18 protein-coding genes are annotated in these 22,837 nt (G+C 51.9%); 6 read left to right on the top strand and 12 right to left on the bottom strand.

Annotated features, from left to right (window positions below; all coding sequences use genetic code 11):
* Nucleotides 1-376: 376 nt before the first annotated feature.
* The 5 genes from PHU49_03970 (at nucleotide 377) to PHU49_03990 (ending at nucleotide 6,986) form a co-directional block, all read left to right on the top strand.
* A complete protein-coding gene (locus tag PHU49_03970; GenBank protein ID MDD5243151.1) occupies nucleotides 377-856 on the top strand; it encodes a pentapeptide repeat-containing protein in 480 nt (159 codons plus the stop codon).
* Between the two features lie 296 nt (nucleotides 857-1,152).
* Nucleotides 1,153-2,370 (top strand): acyltransferase, encoded by a 1,218-nt coding sequence (locus tag PHU49_03975; GenBank protein MDD5243152.1) that lies wholly within the window; start codon nucleotides 1,153-1,155, stop codon nucleotides 2,368-2,370.
* A gap of 147 nt (nucleotides 2,371-2,517) precedes the next feature.
* Complete coding sequence (locus PHU49_03980) at nucleotides 2,518-2,967, top strand: Fur family transcriptional regulator (protein MDD5243153.1); 450 nt, start codon at nucleotides 2,518-2,520, stop codon at nucleotides 2,965-2,967.
* A gap of 150 nt (nucleotides 2,968-3,117) precedes the next feature.
* Nucleotides 3,118-5,301: a catalase/peroxidase HPI gene (gene katG, locus PHU49_03985; GenBank protein MDD5243154.1), complete on the top strand. Its 2,184-nt coding sequence runs from the start codon at nucleotides 3,118-3,120 to the stop codon at nucleotides 5,299-5,301.
* 419 nt (nucleotides 5,302-5,720) lie between these two features.
* Nucleotides 5,721-6,986 carry a diguanylate cyclase gene (locus PHU49_03990; protein ID MDD5243155.1) on the top strand — a complete coding sequence of 422 codons (1,266 nt, stop codon included), beginning with the start codon at nucleotides 5,721-5,723 and terminating at the stop codon, nucleotides 6,984-6,986.
* A gap of 123 nt (nucleotides 6,987-7,109) precedes the next feature.
* On the opposite strand, the gene PHU49_03995 is transcribed toward PHU49_03990, so the two are convergent.
* From PHU49_03995 to PHU49_04050, 12 genes are all read right to left on the bottom strand, one after another.
* Complete coding sequence (locus PHU49_03995) at nucleotides 7,110-9,185, bottom strand: cobalamin-dependent protein (GenBank protein MDD5243156.1); 2,076 nt, start codon at nucleotides 9,183-9,185, stop codon at nucleotides 7,110-7,112.
* Nucleotides 9,186-9,188: 3 nt separating this feature from the next.
* A complete protein-coding gene (locus tag PHU49_04000) occupies nucleotides 9,189-9,938 on the bottom strand; it encodes a CmcI family methyltransferase (protein MDD5243157.1) in 750 nt (249 codons plus the stop codon).
* A 679-nt stretch (nucleotides 9,939-10,617) separates the two neighbouring features.
* Nucleotides 10,618-11,796, bottom strand: a complete 1,179-nt coding sequence (locus PHU49_04005) for a radical SAM protein (GenBank protein ID MDD5243158.1) — start codon at nucleotides 11,794-11,796, stop codon at nucleotides 10,618-10,620.
* A 20-nt stretch (nucleotides 11,797-11,816) separates the two neighbouring features.
* Nucleotides 11,817-12,809 (bottom strand): class I SAM-dependent methyltransferase, encoded by a 993-nt coding sequence (locus PHU49_04010; protein ID MDD5243159.1) that lies wholly within the window; start codon nucleotides 12,807-12,809, stop codon nucleotides 11,817-11,819.
* Nucleotides 12,806-13,432 carry a dTDP-4-dehydrorhamnose 3,5-epimerase family protein gene (locus PHU49_04015; protein MDD5243160.1) on the bottom strand — a complete coding sequence of 209 codons (627 nt, stop codon included), beginning with the start codon at nucleotides 13,430-13,432 and terminating at the stop codon, nucleotides 12,806-12,808. The genes PHU49_04010 and PHU49_04015 overlap by 4 nt, the downstream gene beginning before the upstream one ends.
* Before the next feature lie 18 nt (nucleotides 13,433-13,450).
* Nucleotides 13,451-14,686: a class I SAM-dependent methyltransferase gene (locus PHU49_04020; protein ID MDD5243161.1), complete on the bottom strand. Its 1,236-nt coding sequence runs from the start codon at nucleotides 14,684-14,686 to the stop codon at nucleotides 13,451-13,453.
* Nucleotide 14,687: 1 nt separating this feature from the next.
* The gene (locus PHU49_04025) at nucleotides 14,688-15,725 is read right to left on the bottom strand and encodes an NAD(P)-dependent oxidoreductase (protein MDD5243162.1); all 1,038 of its coding nucleotides are present in this window, start codon (nucleotides 15,723-15,725) and stop codon (nucleotides 14,688-14,690) included.
* A 58-nt stretch (nucleotides 15,726-15,783) separates the two neighbouring features.
* Complete coding sequence (rfbF, locus tag PHU49_04030; protein ID MDD5243163.1) at nucleotides 15,784-16,605, bottom strand: glucose-1-phosphate cytidylyltransferase; 822 nt, start codon at nucleotides 16,603-16,605, stop codon at nucleotides 15,784-15,786.
* Nucleotides 16,602-18,515 (bottom strand): transketolase C-terminal domain-containing protein, encoded by a 1,914-nt coding sequence (locus PHU49_04035; protein ID MDD5243164.1) that lies wholly within the window; start codon nucleotides 18,513-18,515, stop codon nucleotides 16,602-16,604. Before PHU49_04035 ends, rfbF begins: the two co-directional genes overlap by 4 nt.
* Before the next feature lie 3 nt (nucleotides 18,516-18,518).
* On the bottom strand, nucleotides 18,519-20,009 hold the full coding sequence (locus PHU49_04040; GenBank protein MDD5243165.1) for an aldehyde dehydrogenase family protein: 1,491 nt from the start codon (nucleotides 20,007-20,009) through the stop codon (nucleotides 18,519-18,521).
* 18 nt (nucleotides 20,010-20,027) lie between these two features.
* A complete protein-coding gene (locus tag PHU49_04045; protein ID MDD5243166.1) occupies nucleotides 20,028-20,843 on the bottom strand; it encodes an SDR family oxidoreductase in 816 nt (271 codons plus the stop codon).
* 18 nt (nucleotides 20,844-20,861) lie between these two features.
* Nucleotides 20,862-21,908, bottom strand: a complete 1,047-nt coding sequence (locus tag PHU49_04050; GenBank protein MDD5243167.1) for an N-acetylneuraminate synthase family protein — start codon at nucleotides 21,906-21,908, stop codon at nucleotides 20,862-20,864.
* Nucleotides 21,909-22,530: 622 nt separating this feature from the next.
* Here PHU49_04050 and PHU49_04055 point away from each other — a divergent pair.
* Nucleotides 22,531-22,837: flagellar protein FlaG (locus PHU49_04055; GenBank protein MDD5243168.1), on the top strand; the 307-nt coding region annotated here is incomplete at its 3' end.

Raw genomic sequence — 22,837 nt, forward strand, 5'->3', positions numbered from 1 at the left:
TTACAGCGCCGTATCTGTTGCAAGGAAAAGGTTCCGGGCATCACTGGCCTCCGACAAGAATATACTGCGTCTGATGAAGAAGATAGAAGATCGTCTGAGTCAAGGATAAAGATTTGACCCCATTGGTCCATTTTCGCAGATATGTCCATAATCCCATATTGTGCCAGTGTAAAACCCCTTTCGCGAGTGAGAAGTTCACCACGTTTGACGGAAAATGTCACGGCGGAAGGAGAAGGTTACTGAATTTGCTTAAACTGTTGGCAAGCAGTTAGAATATCTGGTAATCTATGTAGTACGAAATAGAGGATGAGCATAAACGACACGCATGTTGTGTATGTATCAGGAAGATAAATATATACCAAAAAGAGGAGATCACATGAAGACATCAAGAAGGATGTTTCCATCAATCGCAGCAGTGGTTCTTATGGTCTGTACTTTATCCGCAGTCGGGGTGTACGCGTTTCGGCCTGATGATTTACAGAAATTGAAGACTACAAAACAATGTCCTAATTGTGACTTGACCGGGGCATATCTGGTCGGGATGGACTTAGACGGTGCGGACCTTGTGTCCGCAAGCCTTAATAATGCAAACCTGAGCACAGCAAACCTGAGCGGGGCAAACCTGAGCTATGCAATATTGGCCGAGGCGAACCTGACCGGGGCAGACCTGAATGGTGCTGACCTGACACGTGCCAACCTGTGTTATACAAACCTGACCGCGGCAAGTCTGCGTTATGCAAACCTGACCGGGGCAATCCTTAAAGATACAAACTTTGGCGGAGCAAACTTAAGCGGGGCGATATGGATTCACGGCCATAAATGCAAAGAAGGTTCAATCGGGCAGTGCAATATATAAATGGTCACGGGAGAGCTGACAACGTAGTTTATACAAGGGGGAAAAATGGCAAAGCAGGTAACATTTCCCGACCTATACCGAGTTGCATTCAAAAATAGCACCCGCAAGCGGGTACCCGGGCGTACATTTCGTACGTCGAGGGACACCCACTTACGTGGGTACCCGGATGAAGGCAACGAAACTGTATATATTGTTTAGTCCATTCTTGGGCGCGAGGGGGAGGCTCTACGGACTTTGTTCGTGGAGGGGGCGACCCCCTTACGGGGACAGGCGTGAGCCCCAGGAATAGCAGCTATATGAATGAAGGCAACTCGGTATCAGCCGGTGATACAAAGGCTGCAGATGAAAGTCACCCTTTGCCTGCTACGGCAGACATCCAGCATAAGCCGACAGCCCGTTTGTACTTTATCGACAATATCCGGGTCTTTTTGACCATCCTGGTGTTGATGCACCATATGATGATCACTTATGCCGGGACAGGACTTTGGTACTATAACGAAGGTCGGCAAGATTCGATTACCCAATTGCTCGGCGGCTGGTTCTGCGCGATCAACCAGGGCTACTTCATGGGCCTTTTTCTGCTCATCTCCGCGTACTTTGTGCCGGGCTCTTATGATCGCAAAGGGGCCGGACTCTTCTTCAAGGATCGCCTGATCCGCCTTGGGATTCCCCTGGCCGTGTTCAGCTGGGTCATCAATCCCTTATTCGTGTACACCTTCTTTTATCAGGATATACGGATACCTTTTTGGCAGTACTTCCCAGACAAATATTTTCATCATAGCCCGGTGATCGGTGCCGGGCCGTTGTGGTTTGTCGAGGCCCTGCTCATGTTCTCGCTTGCCTACGTTCTGTGGAGGTTCCTCAATCGGTCTCACCCGGCTGATCCGGTTGTTAAGACCGGCTTCCCACACAATAACATTATCGCCATCTTTGCCCTGCTTCTGGGAATTGCCGGATTCACAGTACGCCTGTGGCATCCTGTGGGTTGGAATTTTGTACCACTGAATTTTCAGTTCCCCTTCTTTGCCCAATATGTTGTTCTATTTGTTGTGGGGCTGATTGCCTACCGGCGTAACTGGCTCCTGGCCCTGCCTGACAAAACGGGCCGTTTCTGGTCGGGAATTGCCATCCTCCTTATCCTTTTGTGGCTCCCACTGGTATTGATCGGCGGCGCTAATAAAGATCATACACCCTTTCTGGGCGGCTGGCATTGGCAGTCATTTACCTACGCCCTCTGGGAATCTTTTTTTTGCCTCAGCATGTGCGTTGGCCTGATCTATATCTTCCGCCGCTTTTTCAATAGCCAGGGCAGGCTCATGAAATTCCTGGTACCGAACGCCTATACCGTTTATATCATCCATGCCCCGGTGATTACATTTCTGGCCTTCGCTGGTCGGGATGTCATGCTCCACCCTTTGCTCAAGTGGGCTATCCTGTCGATGATAGCCGTACCGGTCTGTTTTACGCTGAGTGCCCTGATCCGCAAATTGCCATATACAGATCGGGTACTGTGAGCTTTTAGAACCGTATAGTTTTTAATAGTCAGTCAATGGGTAAATCAAAAAATATGCTGTATTTCATATGGTAATCCCTTCATCAGACCCCTTGACAGATGAGGAAAGGGGTGTTATAAACTACTTATTATCAGGAATGGTTCCGAATTGACCAGAGCAACCAAAGAATCAATAGCACGACAGCTGAAAGCGAAGGGGCTGAAGCTTACCCCTCAAAGGCTGGCTATCATCGAGGTGCTTATCGAAAATAGAAATTTCCATCCCGGCGCCCACTTTGTGTATGAGGAAGCAAAGAAGAAAAGGAAAAGCCTGAGTTTATCGACCACCTATGCGATACTAAACAAGCTCTCTTCTCTGGGCATCATCAAAACGCTGCAGTTTGATTCCATGGAGAACCGCTACGAAGGTAACCTTGAAGAACACCTTAATCTAATCTGTGAGCGCTGCGGGAAGATCATCGATTACAAAATTTCTCCTGTTGCCGACCGGCATGATATAGCGAAGAAAACCGGTTTCTCGGTCAAGGATACCAGGCTGGAATGTTACGGGTATTGTAAGGACTGCCATACAGAAACAAGAGAGGGCCAGGGCAAGTAAGCCAGGGAAGAGAATGCCTGACGGTTCTGCGGCCTGCCTCTTTTTTTGGCAACGGTTTTGATCATCAATTGTTGGTTAGATGGGCAGCGAAACACTATTATTCATGGCAGCGCTGTTCAACAATCCACACAACGAAAGGGGGTAAATACCATGGATGAAGAAAGAAAGGGCAAACTTCCCGAACACATTGCCGGCGGCGGCACGATGAACCGGGACTGGTGGCCGAACCAGTTGAAGCTCGATATCCTGCACCAGCATTCCTCCAAGTCCAATCCGATGGGCGAGGGTTTCAACTACGCCAGGGAGTTCAAGAGCCTCGACCTGGAGGCCGTTAAGAAGGACCTCCGTGAACTGATGACGAAGTCGCAGGACTGGTGGCCGGCGGACTTCGGCCACTACGGGCCCTTGTTGATCCGCATGGCGTGGCATAGTGCCGGCACCTACCGCATGGGTGATGGCCGCGGCGGCGCAGGCCACGGCAACCAGCGCTTTGCACCCCTCAACAGCTGGCCCGATAACGTTAACCTCGACAAGGCGCGCAGGCTGCTCTGGCCGATCAAGCAGAAATACGGCCGGAAAATTTCATGGGCTGACCTGATGATCCTCGCCGGCAACGTCGCCCTGGAATCGATGGGATTCAAGACCTTTGGCTTCGGCGGCGGGCGTGAGGACATCTGGGAACCGGAAAAGGATACCTACTGGGGCTCCGAGAGCGAGTGGCTGGGTGACAAGCGCTACTCTGGCGACCGGGATCTGGAAAATCCGCTCGCTGCCGTGCAGATGGGTCTGATCTACGTCAATCCGGAAGGCCCGAACGGCAATCCTGACCCGATCGCTGCGGCGCGGGATATCCGCGAGACCTTCGCCCGCATGGCAATGAACGACGAAGAGACGGTTGCGCTCATCGCGGGCGGCCACACCTTCGGCAAGACCCATGGCGCCGGCGATGCGTCACTGGTGGGCCCGGAGCCGGAAGCTGCCGGCATCGAGGAGCAGGGCCTGGGCTGGAAGAGCAGCTTTGGCACGGGCAAAGGTGACGACACGATCACCAGCGGCCTGGAGGTCACCTGGACCAATACGCCAACGAAGTGGAGCAACAACTTCTTCCGGATCCTGTTCAGCTTCGAATGGGAACTGACGAAAAGCCCGGCCGGTGCATACCAGTGGAAGCCGAAGGGTGATGCAGGTGCCGGCACCGTGCCGGTTGCACACGACCCTTCAAAGCGTATCGCGCCAACCATGCTGACAACCGACCTCTCCCTGCGGTTTGACCCCGTCTACGAAAAGATCTCACGCCGCTTTTACGAGAACCCCGATCAGCTCGCGGACGCCTTCGCACGGGCGTGGTTCAAGCTGACGCACCGCGACATGGGTCCTCGCTCACGGTATCTCGGCCCGGAGGTTCCTGCGGAGGAGCTCATCTGGCAAGACCCCATCCCTGCCGTCGATCACAAACTGATTGATGAACAGGACATCGCCTCTCTCAAGGGCAAGATCCTGGCTTCGGGTTTGTCTGTGTCAGAACTGATTTCAACGGCCTGGGCGTCGGCGTCCACGTTCCGTGGCTCCGACAAGCGCGGCGGTGCGAACGGCGCCCGCATTCGTCTGGCGCCGCAGAAGGATTGGGAAGTCAACCAGCCTGCCCGGCTGGCGAAGGTGCTCAAGACCCTGGAGGACATCCATGGCGCGTTCAATAGCGCGGCCTCCGGCGGCAAGAAGGTATCGCTGGCTGACCTGATCGTTCTGGCCGGCTGCGCGGGCGTCGAGCAGGCTGCGAAGAATGCTGGTCACGAGGTGACTGTTCCCTTCACGCCGGGACGTATGGATGCGTCGCAGGAGCAAACAGATGCGGCCTCCTTCGCCGTGCTCGAACCGGCTGCAGACGGGTTCCGTAACTATCTAAAAGCTAAATATGCAGTGACGGCAGAGGAACTGCTGGTTGATCGTGCGCAACTTCTGACGCTGACCGCACCCGAAATAACGGTGCTTGTGGGTGGCATGCGCGTCCTGAAGACCAACTTCGGAGGGTCTCAGCACGGCGTCTTCACCAAACGGCCAGAGGCGCTCACCAATGACTTCTTCGTGAATCTGCTCGACATGAGCACGACGTGGAAGGCAACCGCGGAAGATGAAAACATATTCGAGGGTCGTGACCGCGAGAGCGGCACGCTCAAGTGGACCGGCACACGTGTCGACCTGATCTTCGGTTCGAACTCCCAACTGCGGGCCCTGGCGGAAGTCTACGGGTGTGATGACTCCCAGGAGAAGTTCCTGCACGACTTTGTAGCGGTGTGGAACAAAGTAATGAACCTTGACCGTTTTGACCTCGCCTGATCGCAGTATAAACGTCTTCGAGGGCTTCCGGCAGGGCGGCGAAAAAACTGACAGAACGGGGAGATAGGTAACAACCGGTTCCAGCGGACGGCTTATTGCCGCCGCTGAACCGGAACGTTAAAAAGGAAGGTAAGCATTTCATCATGTAATCTTCACTGATTCATGGCGAATTCCACTTTAAAGCGCAACGCGAAGAACCTGACAGTACACCTCATGTGGTGCAGTTGTAAATAGAATCTGCCATATAATCTGTTAAAATGTTTTTCTTGCAAAAGACAATAAAAGAGGTACATTATATTCAGATATTATATATAGATAAAGATAATAATCAGGATTAAGAATTATATATGGTGGAAACAACACAATCCTTTTAATTGTCAATACCTATTTTACAAGCATAATAACGGAGTGAGACGAGTGTGGTTGCGAAAAACTCCACAAAGAAGCGGGTGCAAGAGAACCTGAGCCAAAGTGAAGAAGCGCTCCTGGCATTGATCAACGCCACGAGAGAAACACTGTTACTGCTTGACAGGTCGGGCACAATCCTTTTCGCAAACGAGATAACTTCCCAGAGATTAGGTAAGAGCATCCAGAAACTTACAGGCACCTGCCTGTACGACCACCTCCCAACGGATGTAGCAAGACTGAGAAAAGAACAATTTGATAAAGCTATCCACACGGGTAAGCCGGTTCACTTTGAAGATACCAGGGAGGGGAGATTTTTCGATATATACTGTTACCCCGTCGTTAACGAGGAAAGAATGGTATCTCGGGTAGCTGTTTTCGCTCATGAAATCACCGAGCGCAAGGTAGCTGAGAATCAGTTTATTGAATCTGAAGAACGCTACCGGGTAGCCATTGAGCGCTCCAACGACGGCGTGGCCATTGTCAGGGGTAACCAACACATTTACGTGAATCAGAAGTTTATGGAAATCTTCGGTTATGACAGACCTGAGGAGATTATAGGGAACCCTACATACATGACGGTACACCCTGATGACCAGAAAATGGTGTTGGAGTATAACCAAAAAAGACAAAAAGGAGAATCAGTACCATCGCGGTATGAATTCAAGGGGATTCAAAAAGATGGGACAGCGATCTTTGTTGAAGTATCTGCGGCCGCAATAGTTTATCGCGGAGAACCATGCTCGCTTGTTTACCTGAGGGACATTAGCGAGCGAAGGAAGCTGGAAGAAAAACTCCGCGCCATGTCAATTACGGATGAACTTACAGGCTTATACAACCGTCGGGGTTTTGTTACCCTCGCCCAACAACAACTGAAGATAGAGACGAGGGCAAACCAGGATATGCTTCTCTTCTTTGGTGACCTGGACAACATGAAGAAAATCAACGATACACTGGGACACCTTGAAGGAGATAACGCCCTCATTGATATTGCCGCGATCCTCAAAGAGACTTTCAGGGAATCAGACATCATCGGACGGATAGGAGGAGATGAGTTTGCTGTCTTAGCCATCAATACCGCTGATGGAACACGGGAGATACTTGCCGCACGATTACAAGATCGTCTTGAGATTTTCAACAGCATAGAGGCAAAACCTTACAAACTCCATTTAAGTATAGGCATAGCGCACTATAACCCCAAGATACCCTGTTCTCTTGATGAACTTATGACTCAGGCAGATACATTGATGTATGAGGAGAAGAGGAGGAAACATAATTGAGAGTTATTCACCTCGTAATCTTTATTTTTCATGCGACAAAAAATTATTTGTTTGTATATGATATGCGAATGACGGTATACGATTTACTATGCGCCATGTGCTATGCCGCAGCCCCCTCACGCCTTACGGGTTTTGTGTGGGGTTGGAATAGCGGATGCGGAAGAGCAGGTGATCCTTATTTATCCCGAAGTACGGCTCGTGGAGTTTTCTGATCTGGTACTCCCTCGATATCCCTGAAAAGTTTTTCATGTGTCTCCTGATGGCGCCGGTCTGCTCATCGTCCGTGTAGAATGTGTAGGAAAGGCCTTCAGGGTGATGGTGATTGAATAGGCTGTCCTTTGCCGGTAAACGGTCCCATCGCAGGAAATCATAATGGAATTCGTGTTGCTTGGTGATATCGATGCCTTTCTCTACGCTCACAAGCTCCCGGTCATTTAAGTTCCTCTGCTGCAGGAAGAGGGCGCATTCGTTGATGATATCGATGTAATCTTCAGGCAACAGGCCGAGCTCACCGATCATCTCAAGGGCAATACGGGAGTAATATCCGATAAAATCGCTGTCGCATTCGAGCGCCAGACCCGAGTAATAGGTGTTGAGTTTCCTGAACCCGCCGTCCCGCAGGGATTCAATGCGCTCTTTCTCCGAATAATACGATATCAGCTCGTCTTTACTCGTGAAGAGTTCGTCAATGGCGTTTCTGTTAAAATCCTCAACCAGGGTTTGCACCGCCGGCGCTGCCTTTCTGTAATCGCGGACAGCCTTCAGTAAAAGATCAAGAGGGTTTATCCCAAAGGTCCCAAGGAGGCGCAATAACAGGTCGTGGCGGCGGAGGGTCCAGCTCATCTGGATGAGCCAGTTCAACGTGCGGCATGCAAGGCCCTCCTCAAAGGAAAATGTATCTGTCCGGACGACGAGCTCCACCGACTCTATCGCCGTATATCCGCCGTAGACGCCGTAAGCGTTCTCGAGAAGTCGCCATTTCGTAACCATCCGGTATCTTTCGCGCTCCTCCGGTCTGTTAAGCTGCGCCCCTTCAAGCAACTGGAGCTGGTTCGTATTGACGCAGTCGATGTCAAGCCCAAGAAGATAACGGAGCGCGTTGAGGTACGAGGCGAAGGTCTCCCCCGGCAGCATAAGTATAAGCTCGCCGAAGGAGTCGACCCCCTGTTCCTTGCAATAGGCGACAACGTTCTTCCACTGCCCGTGAGAGATGTTCCTGCGTTTGATATTCCTGAGGACGCCTGGGTCCATGGACTGCGATGATTGTCTGAAGATGCTCACGTCCTTCAGGGTATCGGCGATCTTGAGGGCCGTCTCCGATTCCACCTGTCCCCAGTTGATGATTACGTTTTTGGGCCACCCGTATTTGTCATGCGATTGTTTGATATATCCTGCGATCTCCAGGTCTCTTTCACCGAATAGGCCGAAATTTGCGTCGTTTATCATGAGCTGGTCATCAATGGAATGCATCCTGCAATACTCGATGTCCGCCTTGACGCGTCCTATGCTGAAATTGAGGACCTTGCTCCTGTTGCCCCAGACGCAGTAAGTGCAGGCGAAGGGGCAGCCCCTGTTCGTTTCGAGCATCGGGGCAAGACCCTGACGGAAAAACTCGTCGACCATGCCGTTCTGAAAGGGTGACGGGATCTCGTCCGGTCTTTCTATCGTGCAGGCGACCGGCTTATAGACCGCTTTCCCCGTGGCCGGGTCAAGATACCAGACAGCATGGACATCTTTATCGTGATAGAGCGGTGTATGTGCGCGATGGCCTTTCAGCATGGATGACACAAGTGATCGAAAGGGATGCTCTCCTGCGCCTGAGATGTAATAATCGCACGGTGTGTCCTTCAGAAACACGGTTGCCCTCTCCGCGGTATGGGTGAAGTTCGGTCCTCCCATTACAGTGACCGTGTCTTTGCTCATCTTTTTGGCAAAGCCGAGGATCGCCTTGCTGAGCTCATAATTCCAGACGTAATTGGATACGCCTATCAGGTCGGGCGGCCTCTCATTTATCGCCTGCATTACAGGGTCGGTGAACTTGTAAAGTTTGATATCGACCTTTTCCCCGAATACGGCTTTAGCATATGAGGCAATATATAAGATATTAAGCGGGATGAACCAGTTGTCACGGCTCTTGATGTAATTGTGAACCGGGTCGGCAAGATAGATGAGGAGTGGTTTTTTATGCGGCCTTTTCATGACTTACCTGATGCGTTGTATGAAGGCATTCGGCCAGTAGGTGACCCTCTCGGTGATATTGCCCTCATTGAATGGGATGCCCGGCTCAACGATCTTGAAATTGCCGTTTCTCTTCTCGAATTCAAGGGCAGCGGCTGCCGGATTGTTCCAGTGCCAATCCGGTTGAGACCGGGGGGCGCCGACCAATCCCTCCATGATCCCATCCATTGCCACTATATAAGAACCGATGCCCACCAGCGGTGAGTAGGCCTCCAGTTCTGCGAGGACGTGGGCCTTTGTGTGGCAGGAATCAAGAAAGACCACTGCACGCTCTCCAGGCACGACCAGCGCTTTTACCCTGTCCGCTATATCGGGCGCGATCGAATCGCCTTCGATGAGGGTAATATACGGGAACAGCTCGTGCGACTCAATGGCCGTTCTGTTATGGGGCCTTATCTCGATATCGACGCCTATCACCCTGCCTCTGTCCATTGCCTTGCAAAGGCTTGCATAATAAATAAGGGAGCCGCCGTGGGCGATGCCGGTTTCGATGATCACATCGGGCTTCACGGAATAAAGGAGCTCCTGGATCCTCAGCATGTCGTCAGGCAACTGGATAACGGGCCGTCCCATCCACGTGAAGCTGTAGACGTATTTATTGTCCCAGCCCGCCCGCAGCCATGCCCTCGATATGATAGAGAAGGCCTCGGCGCTCGCCATGGGATAGCTTCTCTCGATGCCGTCTTCTTCCACCGTGACTAAGTCGTTTTGCAAGTCTATCCTTAGCATATTAATGGGGCTTACGTCGCCCCCTCCACGAGCAGAAGCCCGTGGAGCCACCCCCTCTCGCCCGAGAACGGGCTATAAAATATTTTTTATGGGGCTCACGTCGCCCCCTCCACGAGCAGAAGCCCGTGGAGCCACCCGCACCCGCAAGCGGGTACCCGGCCCGAGAACGGGCTATAAAATATTATATTTCATAGGGCTCACAGCTTGTCCCGACTTGACGGGATCGCCCCCTCCATAAACCAGCACACAGCGGTCAGCAGACAAAAGAGCGGGCCGAAGAAAAGCTAAAGGTTTTAAATCCGTATTTTCCATAAGATGAGCATCGGCGCCGGGCTTTCCTGTAGCAAACCGTCGTGAGGCGAGGAAGCTCGGTCTTTTGCGGAGCAAAAGTTCCGAAGCCGAACGCGAGCGAATGTAGCCGCTGGAGCGGAATGAGCGTGTTTGCGGGGAAAGTCCGGCGCCGATGCTCACCCTTTTCGCATCCTGCATTTCACAATTCACTCGATCTTGCCTCATATTTGTTCTGTCTTCTACTCTTCTCACCTTCTTATCTTCTCACCCTCTCACCCTCTCACCTTCTGCTCTTCTATTCCGCATGTATTCCGCTATGCGCTATGCTGATTCCTTATCCAGCGACCAGCGGCAATTTTTCTTTTGCATTTCACTATCTACTATTCACTATCGACTGCCTTTTTCTCCGTACAATCTCCTTCCGTTCCTCGACCTCGGTCAGCGACACGCCGGATTGCTGGCCGCCGTGGGCCATCCTGCCGCTTTTTTCAACAAAATCCACAGCGTATTCAACACGGGCTGCCATCTCTGCCTCCGGCAGGACATAATCCGTCAGCCTTTCAACGGGCAGGCCTTTACGGAGCTCAAAGGCATAGACGGCGACCTCGTCATAGACGTCCGTGACAAAACGTAACGTCTCGTTCAACTCCTCAATGGTTTCCGTCGGGAACCCCACGATTATATCGGTCCTGAAAACAGCCTTCTTATTATTTTTTCTGATCTCCTTCAGGAACCTGTTGACCTTATCGACCTTCAGGGGACGGTTCATGAGCCTGAGTATCCGGCTGCTCGTGGTTTGCAGGGGTATCTGGATATCGGTAACTCTTGTGCTTGAAAAGAGCGGCAGCAGTTCGTCACAATATTTTAAAACACCGGCCGGATTGAACTGGGCAACGTGGATCTCGAACCCCGGATCGACTTCCATTACCTTCCTTATCAGATAGGGATAATTGGTTCCGATGTCTCTGCCGTAAAAGGCCGTTTCCATCCCCGTCAATACCACGATCCTAACATTTTCCGCCACCAGATCTTCTACCTGTGCTGTAATATCTTCCACTGTCCTGCTCCTCAAGGGACCGAGGCCGATCTTGTGGGGACAGTATGAACAGGAGAACGAGCAGCCTGATGCTATATTTACGAAACGTTTTGTCAGGTCATAGAGGCGGTAATCCTCTTTGCACCTGAACGTGGACGGTTCAGGGATATCGCTTAGCCTGACCTCGTGATCCGGGATGAGGTCCTCAATATCTTTCAGCCTTTGCATGGAGATGCAGCGCCCATGATGGATCTCGGCCACTGCCCGTGGGTTGACGTCATTTACGCAACCGACGGACACGACCTTGTTGCCCAGGTACTGGAGCGCACGTAACCGGTCCAGCGATATGGTTTCAAGTTTTTCCCATCCCGAACATGTGAGGCAGAGAACGATATCGGCGGCTTCGGGGTCAGTCACGACAGACCATTTGTTCGCGATGAAATAGTCGCTGATGCGTTTCACTTTGAGTTTTTGTGTTGTACACATGTCATCAGGGGTGAAGTATATTGAGGACATATCGGACCTCCGTCGATAGTTCAGCGAACCTTCCCGTTATCTTTCTTCTTGCCGAGAAAATAAAAATAATTTTCCTTAAGGAATCCCTTCCTGACCGCAAACCTGTCATATACCGTGAAGAAACGGGCTAAGCTGTGGGTAATATCCTCCGGTCCCCTCATGCCGCCCAATAACCGGTAGATGAAGGAAAACCCCGGGCGCATCTCTATCTCCGTGAATTGGGAACGGAGTGCCCCGATGATCTCCTCACCATCGGTCCGGAGGTCATGGGGGGACTGTCCGCCTGGTTCGTCTTTATCGCGTTCGAGCGTGTATTCGGTATGGATCTCGTTGACGTATGTTTCGAGGGCCTCCTCGTTGCTTAAAAAGAGACCTGTCTCATGTGAATCATACCAGTGATCCGAAAGCGAGAGCATACCCCTTATGAGCGCAACCTGAGCGGCATCCTGCTGCCTGTATCTTTCATGACATGGTTCATAGCAGAGGATATGACCTCCGGGGCGCAGCATCAATGAGGCCTTATGTACCACTTCCTGTATATCCTCCATGTGGTGCAGTGATCCGCAGAACAGGATCATATCGTAGATGCCTTCTGCCCGGTGAAAGGGCATGACATGATACGAGAGCGAACCGAACCCCTCCTTGAAGGGGTTTTCCGCCAGCACCTTCCGTGCCGTTTCGATGCAGGATTCCGAGATGTCTATGGCTGTTACGTGGTAGCCGTTCCTTGCAAATTCCAGCGACATCTGCCCCGGTCCGCAGCCCGCGTCAAGGATCCGCAAGCCCCTGCCGCAGTGTGTTGTGACGAGGTCCAGCAGGTTGTGCATCACAATACCGAGATAGAGCCGGATATAGTAGGGGTCTCTCCAGAAGCTCTTATAAAAATATTCGCACTTGACGGACCGCCTTAGGTCAGGGACAAAGCCGGAACGCGTCCGCTCAATAATCCGTTGGTCGAATGCCGCCGCTTCTTCTGCAAGACTGTTCTGAATGTGCATACTGGTATCAGTCATCGAAAGTCCTTCTCATCGAGAAAGACATAGGACCTGTCCTTTTCCGAAGCAATCACTTCCTGGTACGGCCACCTGATCCGAAGCAGCGGATCATCCCACCGTATACCCCTCGCCGCCTCCGGGTGGTAGAATTGGGACATATGATACAATATCCCGGTATTGCTGCTTAATGTCTGGAAGCCGTGCGCAAACCCTTCGGGGATATAGACCATGTGATGGACCGGTACGTCAGGCTGCAAGCGGGGCAGGGCCCCTGCCGGGTTTGTCTCATCAGGATCGAATCCGCGGAGGATAACGCCCACCCACTCGAAACGTGTAGGTGAGTCCCGGCGCAGATCAACGATCACGTCATATACGGCCCCCCGCAGACAATGGACCAGCCTGGCCTCCCCGTAGGGGTGTGCCTGGTAGTGGAGACCCCTTAATGTCCCCGCACTTTCATTGCACGATATATTGCACTGTACAAAGCCGGCCTTCAGGCCATGCTCATCGAATTCCCTTTCGCAAAAGCTCCGTGCGAAAAGGCCGCGTTCGTCCCTGAACGGTTCCAGATCGATCAGATAGGCACCCTTCAGCCTTGTTTCAGTGAAGATCATCGACTGCCCCCGGAAATCCCGTCCCATCCGGCGTCTCCGCTCATCTCAGCCGTACACCCTGACCTTCGGGATCGGTATTACAAATTGTCCACCCCAGTCCCGTATGTATGCCATCTGTTCCATCACCTCGTCTTTGATGTTCCACGGCAGGACCATAACGTAGTCGGGTTTATCTTCTTTGATGACGTCGGGGTGCCTTATCGGTATATGAGTGCCGGGCAAATACTTGTTTTGTTTGTGCGGACTCCGGTCTACCGTATAATTGAGAAAATCAGCCCTTATCCCGCAATAGTTGAGGAGGGTATTGCCTTTGGCCGGCGCCCCGTATCCCACAATGCGCTTGCCTTTATCCTTGATGTTGATAAGAAATCGGAGGAGCCTTCTTTTCGTCGATTCTATGCCCTCCCCGAAATCGAAATAGGTCTTCAGGTCCAGGAGACCCGCCGTCCTCTCCTTGTCTATCAAACGTCCGACCCTTGCCGAAACGGTTTTTGAACTGTCGTGCATGTGTCTCACGTAGATGCGCAGCGATCCCCCGTGCGTCGGAAGCTCGTCGACATCAAAAACTTCAAGCCCGTGACGGGCAAAGAGCCTCTGCACGCTGTAAAGGGAAAAATATGAAAAATGTTCATGATAGATCGTATCGAACTGGTTCTCCTTCATCAGCCTGAGCAGGTGGGGAAACTCCATGGTGATGATCCCTCCGGGTCCCAGCGCGGTCCTCAGGCCCCCGACGAAATCATTGAGGTCAGGGTTATGGGCGAGCACGTTATTGCCTATTATCAGGTCAGGCCGCCTTCCGCTTTTTGACATCTCTGCTGCATAGACGCTATCGAAAAAGGTGATATCCGTCGGGATCCCCTTTTGCATCGCTGCTGCGGCGATATTCGACGCCGGTTCGATGCCGAGGATCGGTATGCCGCGTTCCTTGAAATATTGCAGGAGATACCCGTCATTGCTCGCTATCTCAAGCACAAAAGAATCTTTATCGAGGCTGAACCTATTGATGATCATATCGGTATATGACTTGCAGTGGCAAAGCCAGCTTTCGGAATATGAAGAAAAATAGGCATAATCCCCGGAAAAGATATTCTTCGCGGTTTCGAACTCTTCAAGCTGCACCAGATAACACTTCCCGCAGACATAAAGCTCCAGCGGGTAAAATGGTTCTGCCTTCTGCAGGTCGTCGTCGGTGAGGTTCGAATTTGCCAGAGGTGCGTTGCCGAGGGACAGGAAACGGTGTTCTAAGGGATTGCCGCAAAGCCTGCATTGTTTCATCATGTCACGCCTCCACCCATCTGAAATCGGGTCTGATCATGCCCTCAAGGAGTAATCTCCTGTACCTGTTCAAGGTGATGAACTCATCTCCTCCGAGGTGCTCTCTTTTAAGGCCAAACCGTTTACAGCCTTCATAGACCTCGTTGATCCCGTCTTCCAGCGACCATGCAGGGACAAAGCCGGGGAGATGCTGCGCTGCCTTTTCGAAGCTGACCCTGTAAGTCCTTTTGTCGGGGTTGTCCGCATTGCTCCTGCCGAAGGTTATTTCCGCGTCCTTCATGACGGCGCCGATCTTTTCGGCGATCTCCCTGATCCGGTGGTTCGTGTCGGTCCTCCCGATATTGAAGGCCTGGTTGTGTATTGCTGATCGCGGCGCCCCCAGGGCGCACCTGAACGCAAGGCAAACATCCCTTACGTGCACCAGCGGCCTCCATGGCGTGCCGTCGGACGTCATCGCTATGGCCTTCGTCGTATGCGCCAGCGCAACCAGATTGTTGACCACAAGGTCCAGCCGCAGCTTGGGAGAGACCCCGAACACTGTAGCATTGCGTAGATATACAGGCGAGAAGTCGTCATCAGCGAGGCGCGACAGGTCCCTTTCTGCCAGGACCTTTGAGCGCGCGTAGGCGGTCACGGGGTTAAACCCGGCCTCTTCGGTGAGATACCCGGAGACGTCCCCTTCGCCGTACATGCTGCACGAACTGGAAAAGACGAACCTCCTGACGCCTGCCTTTTTTGCCTTTTCAGCGAACAGGGCGGTGCCGAGGTGATTGATATCTTCAGTGACGCCGGGGGTGAGGTCCCCTGCCGGATCATTGGACAGCGCCGCAAGGTGGCACACCATATCGTGGCCCTTGATCTCGGATATATTGACGTCGCGCACGTCGCGTCTGATCAATCGATAGTGCGGCCTTTCACCGATGAACCTCCGGTTGTCGAAATAGCATGAGTCGAGGCCCGTCACTGTGTGGCCTGCATCGATCAGGCAGGACACCAGCATTGAGCCGATATAGCCTTCACTTCCCGTCACGAGCACCTTCATGTCCTGTCCTCCCAGACCTTCCAGAATGCCCTGCCTTCGCCTTCATCAACGAGCACCTTCATGTCCTGTCCTCCCAGACCTTCCAGAACGCCCTGCCTTCGTCCCACAGCCTGTTCAGGTACTCCATATCCCTTAAAGTATCCATACATGCCCACGACCCCTGGTGTTTATTGACTATGAGGTGACCATCACCGGCAATCTTTTCCAATGGACCGATCTCAAGGTCGCACCCATCCTTGACTGAAAGGTAATCCAGGACGGCCTTGTTGAAAACAAAGAAACCGCCGTTTATGAAGTCCTTGCTGATCTCGGGTTTTTCAGAGAAGCTTTCGACCCTGTCGCCCTTTATCTTCAATTCACCAAAGCGTGACGCCGGATTCACGCCCGTCACGGTCGCCAGTTTGCCGTGGCTGTGATGAAACCCGAGGAGCGCATTGAGGTCCACGTCTGCAAGGCCGTCACCGTAAGTAACCATAAAGGTGTCGCCGTCGAGATATCTTTCGACCATCTTCAGCCTGGCGCCTTTCAACGTCTTGTCCCCGGTATCTGCAAGGGTTATGCGCCAGTCCTTTTCTTCGTGGCAGTTGTGGAGCCGGAGGTTTTTCCCGTTCCCGAGCTCGATGGTAAAATCGCTGTTCAGGACCTCGTAGTTAAGAAAGTATTCCTTGATCATCTCACCCTTGTATCCGAGACAGAGTATGAAATCTTTAAAACCGTAATGGGAATAGATCTTCATGATGTGCCAGAGGATAGGGCGGTTGCCTATATTGACCATGGGCTTCGGCCTGAACTCCGTCTCTTCGCGGAGACGGGTCCCCGATCCGCCGCAGAGGATAACCACCTTGATACTGTCATTATTATGATCCCTGTCAGGCATCATGACGAATGTCTCAAAACTGCCTGGACTTTTATCGCGAGGCTGTCCCTGTCGAGACCGTGATATTGAAGGGCTTCGATGGGCGTACCGCATGCCGGGTATCCTTCGATCCCCAGTTTATAGATCCTTTTTTGTCCAACCCCTGTCGAGGCGTTCAGTGTCTCAAGGACCGTATCCCCCAATCCACCCTTCGACGAATGGTTGTCCATGACAAAGATCTCCCGGTATGAATCGATAATCTTATCAAACCATTCCCGGTCGATGCGGTTCAGCCATGGCATATTGACGACCCTTATCGATACCCCCTTTGCCTTGAGGATACCGGCTGCCATGATCGCTTCATGGACCATGACAGGGCCGTACGCAAAGAGTATAGCGTCATTGCCTTCATGTACCGTGATCCCCGCGCCGCAGGACGGCATATAATCATCCGGCAGGGTTACCGGTCCTGGGGATGGGAAGATGGAGAGCCTGAGGAGACAGTTATCTTTCGCCTCAAAGATGCACCAGTCAAGGAGCCTTTTTGTCTCCAGGGCGTTGCAGGGTTCGACGGCAACGCAGTTCGGCAGCGCGCTGAAGAGCGATATGTCGCGGACGCCCTGATGCGAGACCCCGGGGCCTGCAGGCAGCAGACCGGCATAGTTGCAGACGTAGATTATCTTTGTGTCTTCCGTGGCATTGTTGAATATCTGCTCGTTGGCCCTTGATGCGAGAAAGACAGAGAATGAATGCACTATCGGCAGGAAGCCCTGGAGGGCCAGCCCGCCTGCCATGGAGACCATGTCCTGTTCGGCGATGCCGTTTTCGATAAAACGTTCGGGGAATACTCTTTCAAAGGCGCGCGTCCCGCAATCGGCTGAAAGGTCGGCGTCGAGGACGAGGATGTCCTGTCTTTTCGCGCCTGCCTCAAGCAGGGCCTCACTGTAAGCGTTTACGACCCTTTCACCGGATAGCGGGTAGGGGACGCTATCAGCCGGTTCGGGACTGACTACGGTTACCGCGCCTATGCCTGCATCGTCCCTCAGGCGGTTGATCGTGCCGATGAGTTCCTGCTGTGCCTGTACGTAGGATCCATCGTCAGGCGCACCGGAGTGCCATTTGTAGAGGCCGTCTTCCAGACCCTCCATGAACGGCACACCCTTGCCTTTCACGGTGTCCGCGATGAGCACCCTGGGGGAATCTGTAATGTTCTGAAATTGTCTGAAGGCTTTGGCCAATCCCCGGAAATCGTGACCGCTGCATCGTTTTACGTACCACCCCGATGCCCTCAGTCGTGCCTCAAGGTTTTTCAGCTCCATGACTTCGCTTACAGGCCTGTCGGTCTGTATTTTATTAAAGTCAATAATAGCGCAGATGTTGTTCAGTCCCTGGTGTGCCGCGCTCTGGAGCGATTCCCAGACCTGACCTTCCTGAAGCTCGCCGTCACCGGTGAGCACAAATACCCTTCCGCCGTTATTCCTGAGTCTTTTCGCGAAGGCAACACCCTTTGCCTTTGATATGCCCATGCCGAGCGAGCCTGTATTCGCCTCTATGCCAGGCGTAGTGATTATCGGGTGACCTTCAAGACCGCCAAGCCTTCTTAAGGTGAGGAGGTTGTCGAATTTTAGAATCCCTGCCGCCATAAGTACCGAATAGAGGCCCGGGGCATCATGGCCCTTTGATGAGAAAAAGACATCCCTGTCCGGATTGTCAGGACCGGAGGAAAGGGTATTCAGTTCATGGAGGTAAAGGTAGACAAAGATATCCATGGAGCTGAAGCTGCTCCCGATATGACCGGAGCCCGCCCTCTTGATCGCAGAGAGGGTATTGAGCCTGCACATGGAGCTTATGATCTCCAGCCGCCTGAAGGTGTTGATCCTTTTCAGCGACCTGATGTGCTCGAATTCTTCATAAGGGATAAAGGAGACGTCCATAGACTATTCCTCTTCCACGAACTGTACGTTCTGGATCGTCGCGCTGTAATCCACGTAGAGGGTCTTGACCTCCGAGAATGCCTCGATGGCGGCCCAGCCTGCTTCCCGGTAGCCGAGACCTGAGTGTTTTACGCCGCCGAAAGGCATGTGTGGTTCTGAACCGAAAGTCGGCGCGTTGATGTAGCAGGCGCCTGCCTCTGCATCGTCAAAAAAATTGAATGCGAGGTTCACGTCTTTTGTGAAAAGCGACGCGGACAGGCCGTAGGGGCAGTCGTTGTGTTTTTCTATGGCATCTGCGTACGAATCAGCCTTCATCACGGCGAGGACCGGCCCAAAGACCTCTTCCCGTGCTATCTCCATCCCGGGTGTTACCCTGTCCATTACGGCAGGAGATATATAGTACCCCTTATCATATACCCCCCCCGTGAGCGGTTCACCACCGATGAGGATCCCGGCACCTTCCTTTTCGGCCCGCGAGATATATCCGATTACCCTGTCAAACTGTTTCCGGTTGATGATCGGTGTAACCTCGGAGGACGGATCATTCCCCGGTCCGACCCTGAGCCTTGAGGTTTTGTCGAGCAGCCTTTTTGTAAATTGATCGTATACTGTTTTATGGACGATAACGCGGCCGGTCGCGGTACACCTCTGGCCTGAGATGGAGAAGGCGCCGACGATCACCCCGTCAACTGCCAGGTCAATATCGGCATCATCCATAACGATCACCCCGTTTTTACCGCCAAGTTCGAGAGATGCCTTTGCGAGCCTCGCGGCACAGTTTTTTCCTATTATCCTTCCTACGGCGCTCGAACCGGTGAAGGAGATCATCGATACGCCGGGGTGCAGCGTGAGGTACTCACCTGATACCGGCCCTGTACCGTGGATCACATTCAACACTCCGGCAGGGAGACCCGCCTCTTCAAGGGCCTGCGCAAAACACACGGCGGTTTCCGGGGTATTTTCCTCTGATTTCAGAACGACCGTGTTCCCGCACAGGAGCGCGGGGAATGTCTTCCAGCACGTAATGGCCATGGGGAAATTCCATGATGTAATGATGCCTGTTACCCCTACCGGATACCTCTTGGTCATGGCAAATCTTTTCCTTAAGGCGGAGTGAGATGTCTTCCCATACAATCTCCTTCCTTCGCCCGCGGCAAAGTAGGCCATATCTATGCCGGATTGAACGTCTCCCAGGGCAGATGTTATGGTTTTGCCGTTCTCGCGCGAGATTGTCCGTGCAAGTTCTTCCTTCCTGTCTTCCATGATCCTGCCGGCCTTCGTGATAATATTGGCCCGTTCCGCAGGCGGCATGTCTTTCCACGCCGGGAAAGAGGACGCGGCGGCGGATACGGCACTGTCCACATCGTCTTTTTTGGAGTCCGGAAAGCTGCCGAGGATGTCTGTCAGGTCAGAGGGGTTTATGTTTTGAAAGGTCTGACCACCTGCTGCGTCGATCCACTCCCCTTTGATGAAGTTTTTAAATGATCCGGCCATGAACCCTCCTGCAAATTGTTACCAGCTGCTGAACCCTCCGTCAATGATCAGGTTGCTTCCGGTCATATATGATGAGGCGTCTGAAGAAAGGAACAGTATGGCGCCGTTGTATTCGTCAGGATTTGCCATGCGGCCCATAGGGACCTTTGATGTATAGTTGCCGAGGAAGGTTTCGTCCTGGTTGTTGAAGACCCCTGCGAGTGTCAGCGTATTGACCCGTACACCCTGAGATGCCCAGTACGTGGCAAGGTATCGCGTTAAGTTGAGTATGCCTGACTTGGAGACAGAGTAAGCGACAGGCTTAAAGAAGGGCTTCGGCCGGTATTTATAGATCCTCTGGTCAGGAGAGAGCATCCCGTAGATGGATGATATATTAATGATGGTTCCCCCGCCATGCCTTGCAAAGTGATCGCCTATAACCTGGCAGCAGAGAAAGGTCCCCTTCAGGTTGACGTCGATCATACTGTCCCAGGCGTATTCGGAATAGCTTTCAAAAGGTCCTGTATCTTGTTCGGAGGCGTCAGGCGGCGCGTCAATCGCGGCGTTGTTGATAAGTATGGAAGGATTGCCAAAACTGTCGATGACCTCCTGCAGCCCTTTTTGAAGAGAATCCTTCCTGGTGATATCGACAGCAACGGTTATGAGTTTATTCGATTGAATATTCCGGATGGTTGACTTTGGATTACCGGGGTTGATATCGAAGGCAGCGACGGAGGCACCTGCTGCCAGCAAGGTTTTCGTATACTCTCCGCCAAGCTGTCCCGACGCGCCCGTTATAATGGCAATCCTGCCGGACAGGGAAAATTTATCGTAAATAGTCTGGCCTTCCTTCATCCAACGGCACACTCTTCCCTATTCAAAATAGTCAAAAGAGAACAGGGCCTCTTCAGGCAGGTTGATCTTAAGCATCTTTCCCAGGACCTCTTCCATTTTATATGGCGGTATACCTCCTCCCGGCGATTTTATGGAGATATCATCGGCGGTCAGCACCCTGCCTGCCTGGAGTTTTCTCGATGCATAGAGGCTCTTGCTCATCTTGCTGATAGGGTCCTTTTCGAACTCATGGACCACCTTCTTTCCATTTCCCACCGACACATCGACCCTGCGGAGGTCGCGCGTCATTTTGTAAAGACCTGTAGGTTCGAGGGAGAACTTGTGGTCTGTCCCTTTCCAGGCCCGGTTCAGCGTAAAGTGTTTTTCAACAACCACTGCCCCCAGCATATAAGCCAGGACAGGGGCAAGGATGCCGTAATCGTGTCCTGAGTAGCCTATCAGGATGTCGGGAAACTCCTTTTTCAGTATGTTGATCGTATTGAGGTTCAGATATTCGTATTCGGTCGGATAACCGGCCACGCAGTGTAAAAGACATATAGTGTCGTTGTATTTCGTGACGGTATCATATGCTACCCTGATCTCCTCCAGCGTGGCGCCGCCCGTAGATATGAACATGGGTTTTTTCGTCTGGGCAATGTATTCCAGCAAAGGCGTATTCGTTACGTCGCCTGATGCGACCTTGTAACTGGTTATCCCCAGTTGTTCGAGGAAATCAACGCTTTTAAAATCAAAGGCAGTACACATAAACTCGACATCGTTGTCCTCAGCACACTTTTTCAGTTCCACATATTTGTCCCAGCAGAATTCGAGGTGATCCCTGTGTTCGCCATATGTTGACCCGTAGCTGTTTTCGTTTTCGTAGGGCTTGTTATACATGGATTTTGTATAAAGGGTCTTATTGTCCCTTTTTTGAAATTTTACGGCGTTGACACCCATACCGGCAGCAGTCTTGATCATCTTCAGCGCTACTTTTATGTCGCCCTGGTGGTTATTTCCTATCTCGGCAATGATATAACATGGCCCATCCTGAGAAACGGTACTTTTCCCGAAGCTAAAAGATTTCATATATAACCTCCTGATAAATAAGTGATATAAAAGGCCAAGGCATACTCTGTATTTATGCAATTCTTATGCCCGCCACCTTTTTATCGAAAAACAGGGGAAATGATAAGGATTCCTGAAAAAAGCCGGGCATGCAGTAACCGGGGATGTTAGAAATAGAGGTCTATTGGTGTCAAGAAATTGACCCATACCAACTGATAGCGTGAAAAGTGAAAGGTGAAGAAGGATCTGGTGAGAAGTAAAGCGAGCAGAAGAGCAGAAGGTGAGAGGGTGAGAAAGACCGTACGACACAGGAAAAGCATCTTGTCATTGCGAGCCCGCAGGGCGTGGCGTCTTGTCATTGCGAGCGTGGCGTGGCAATCTCATTCAATAGATTATACCCTTGGATCGCCACGGCTTCGCCTCGCGATGACGATAAAGAATGAAGCTTTTCGCATGACAACCAAATAAAAAACTCGCTTCTTCCGGTTTTACTCTTCTACTCTCTACTCTCAGCTCTTTGCTGTAGTTTCCCCTCACGACTCACGATTCACGCCTTACGGACGTTTAACGATTTATTTAAGCTAATTAAAGAATCGGCGATAAAAAGGGTGTGAGGTTTTCGGAATGATGGAGGCAAGCTGATATGGAGTTAGGAAAAATAGCAAATATCAAGACAACTCAAGCCTACTCCGAGCAGGTGGATTTAAAGAAAAGGAGTGAGGTGAAATTACCCGCCCTATCAACCGCAGCAACGACCCGTATAATAGAAAATACAATAGAATCACAGCAGAAAGCACTTGAGAACATGAAGGTGTTAATAGCGCAAATGGAACTGAACAACGAGGTCTCCATTGAATATGATGATCAAATAAAGCAGGTTATCGTACAGGTTGTAGATGGTGATACAAAGGCAGTTGTAAAACAGTTCCCTCCGGAACAGCTCATAAGTT

Source organism: Syntrophorhabdaceae bacterium (genome assembly GCA_028713955.1).
Classification (GTDB): Bacteria; Desulfobacterota; Syntrophorhabdia; order Syntrophorhabdales; family Syntrophorhabdaceae; genus UBA5609.

Excerpts from the sequence above, each read along its gene's own strand:
- PHU49_03995 (MDD5243156.1), bottom strand. The coding sequence starts at position 9,185 with ATGAAAAGGCCGCATAAAAAACCACTCCTCATCTATCTTGCCGACCCG.
- PHU49_04035 (MDD5243164.1), bottom strand. The coding sequence starts at position 18,515 with ATGGACGTCTCCTTTATCCCTTATGAAGAATTCGAGCACATCAGGTCG.
- PHU49_04020 (MDD5243161.1), bottom strand. The coding sequence starts at position 14,686 with ATGATGAAACAATGCAGGCTTTGCGGCAATCCCTTAGAACACCGTTTC.
- PHU49_04040 (MDD5243165.1), bottom strand. The coding sequence starts at position 20,009 with ATGGCCGGATCATTTAAAAACTTCATCAAAGGGGAGTGGATCGACGCA.
- PHU49_04015 (MDD5243160.1), bottom strand. The coding sequence starts at position 13,432 with ATGGGACGGGATTTCCGGGGGCAGTCGATGATCTTCACTGAAACAAGG.
- PHU49_04050 (MDD5243167.1), bottom strand. The coding sequence starts at position 21,908 with ATGAAATCTTTTAGCTTCGGGAAAAGTACCGTTTCTCAGGATGGGCCA.
- katG (MDD5243154.1), top strand. The coding sequence starts at position 3,118 with ATGGATGAAGAAAGAAAGGGCAAACTTCCCGAACACATTGCCGGCGGC.
- PHU49_03975 (MDD5243152.1), top strand. The coding sequence starts at position 1,153 with ATGAATGAAGGCAACTCGGTATCAGCCGGTGATACAAAGGCTGCAGAT.
- rfbF (MDD5243163.1), bottom strand. The coding sequence starts at position 16,605 with ATGATGCCTGACAGGGATCATAATAATGACAGTATCAAGGTGGTTATC.
- PHU49_03970 (MDD5243151.1), top strand. The coding sequence starts at position 377 with ATGAAGACATCAAGAAGGATGTTTCCATCAATCGCAGCAGTGGTTCTT.
- PHU49_04010 (MDD5243159.1), bottom strand. The coding sequence starts at position 12,809 with ATGACTGATACCAGTATGCACATTCAGAACAGTCTTGCAGAAGAAGCG.
- PHU49_04045 (MDD5243166.1), bottom strand. The coding sequence starts at position 20,843 with ATGAAGGAAGGCCAGACTATTTACGATAAATTTTCCCTGTCCGGCAGG.
- PHU49_04005 (MDD5243158.1), bottom strand. The coding sequence starts at position 11,796 with ATGTCCTCAATATACTTCACCCCTGATGACATGTGTACAACACAAAAA.
- PHU49_04025 (MDD5243162.1), bottom strand. The coding sequence starts at position 15,725 with ATGAAGGTGCTCGTGACGGGAAGTGAAGGCTATATCGGCTCAATGCTG.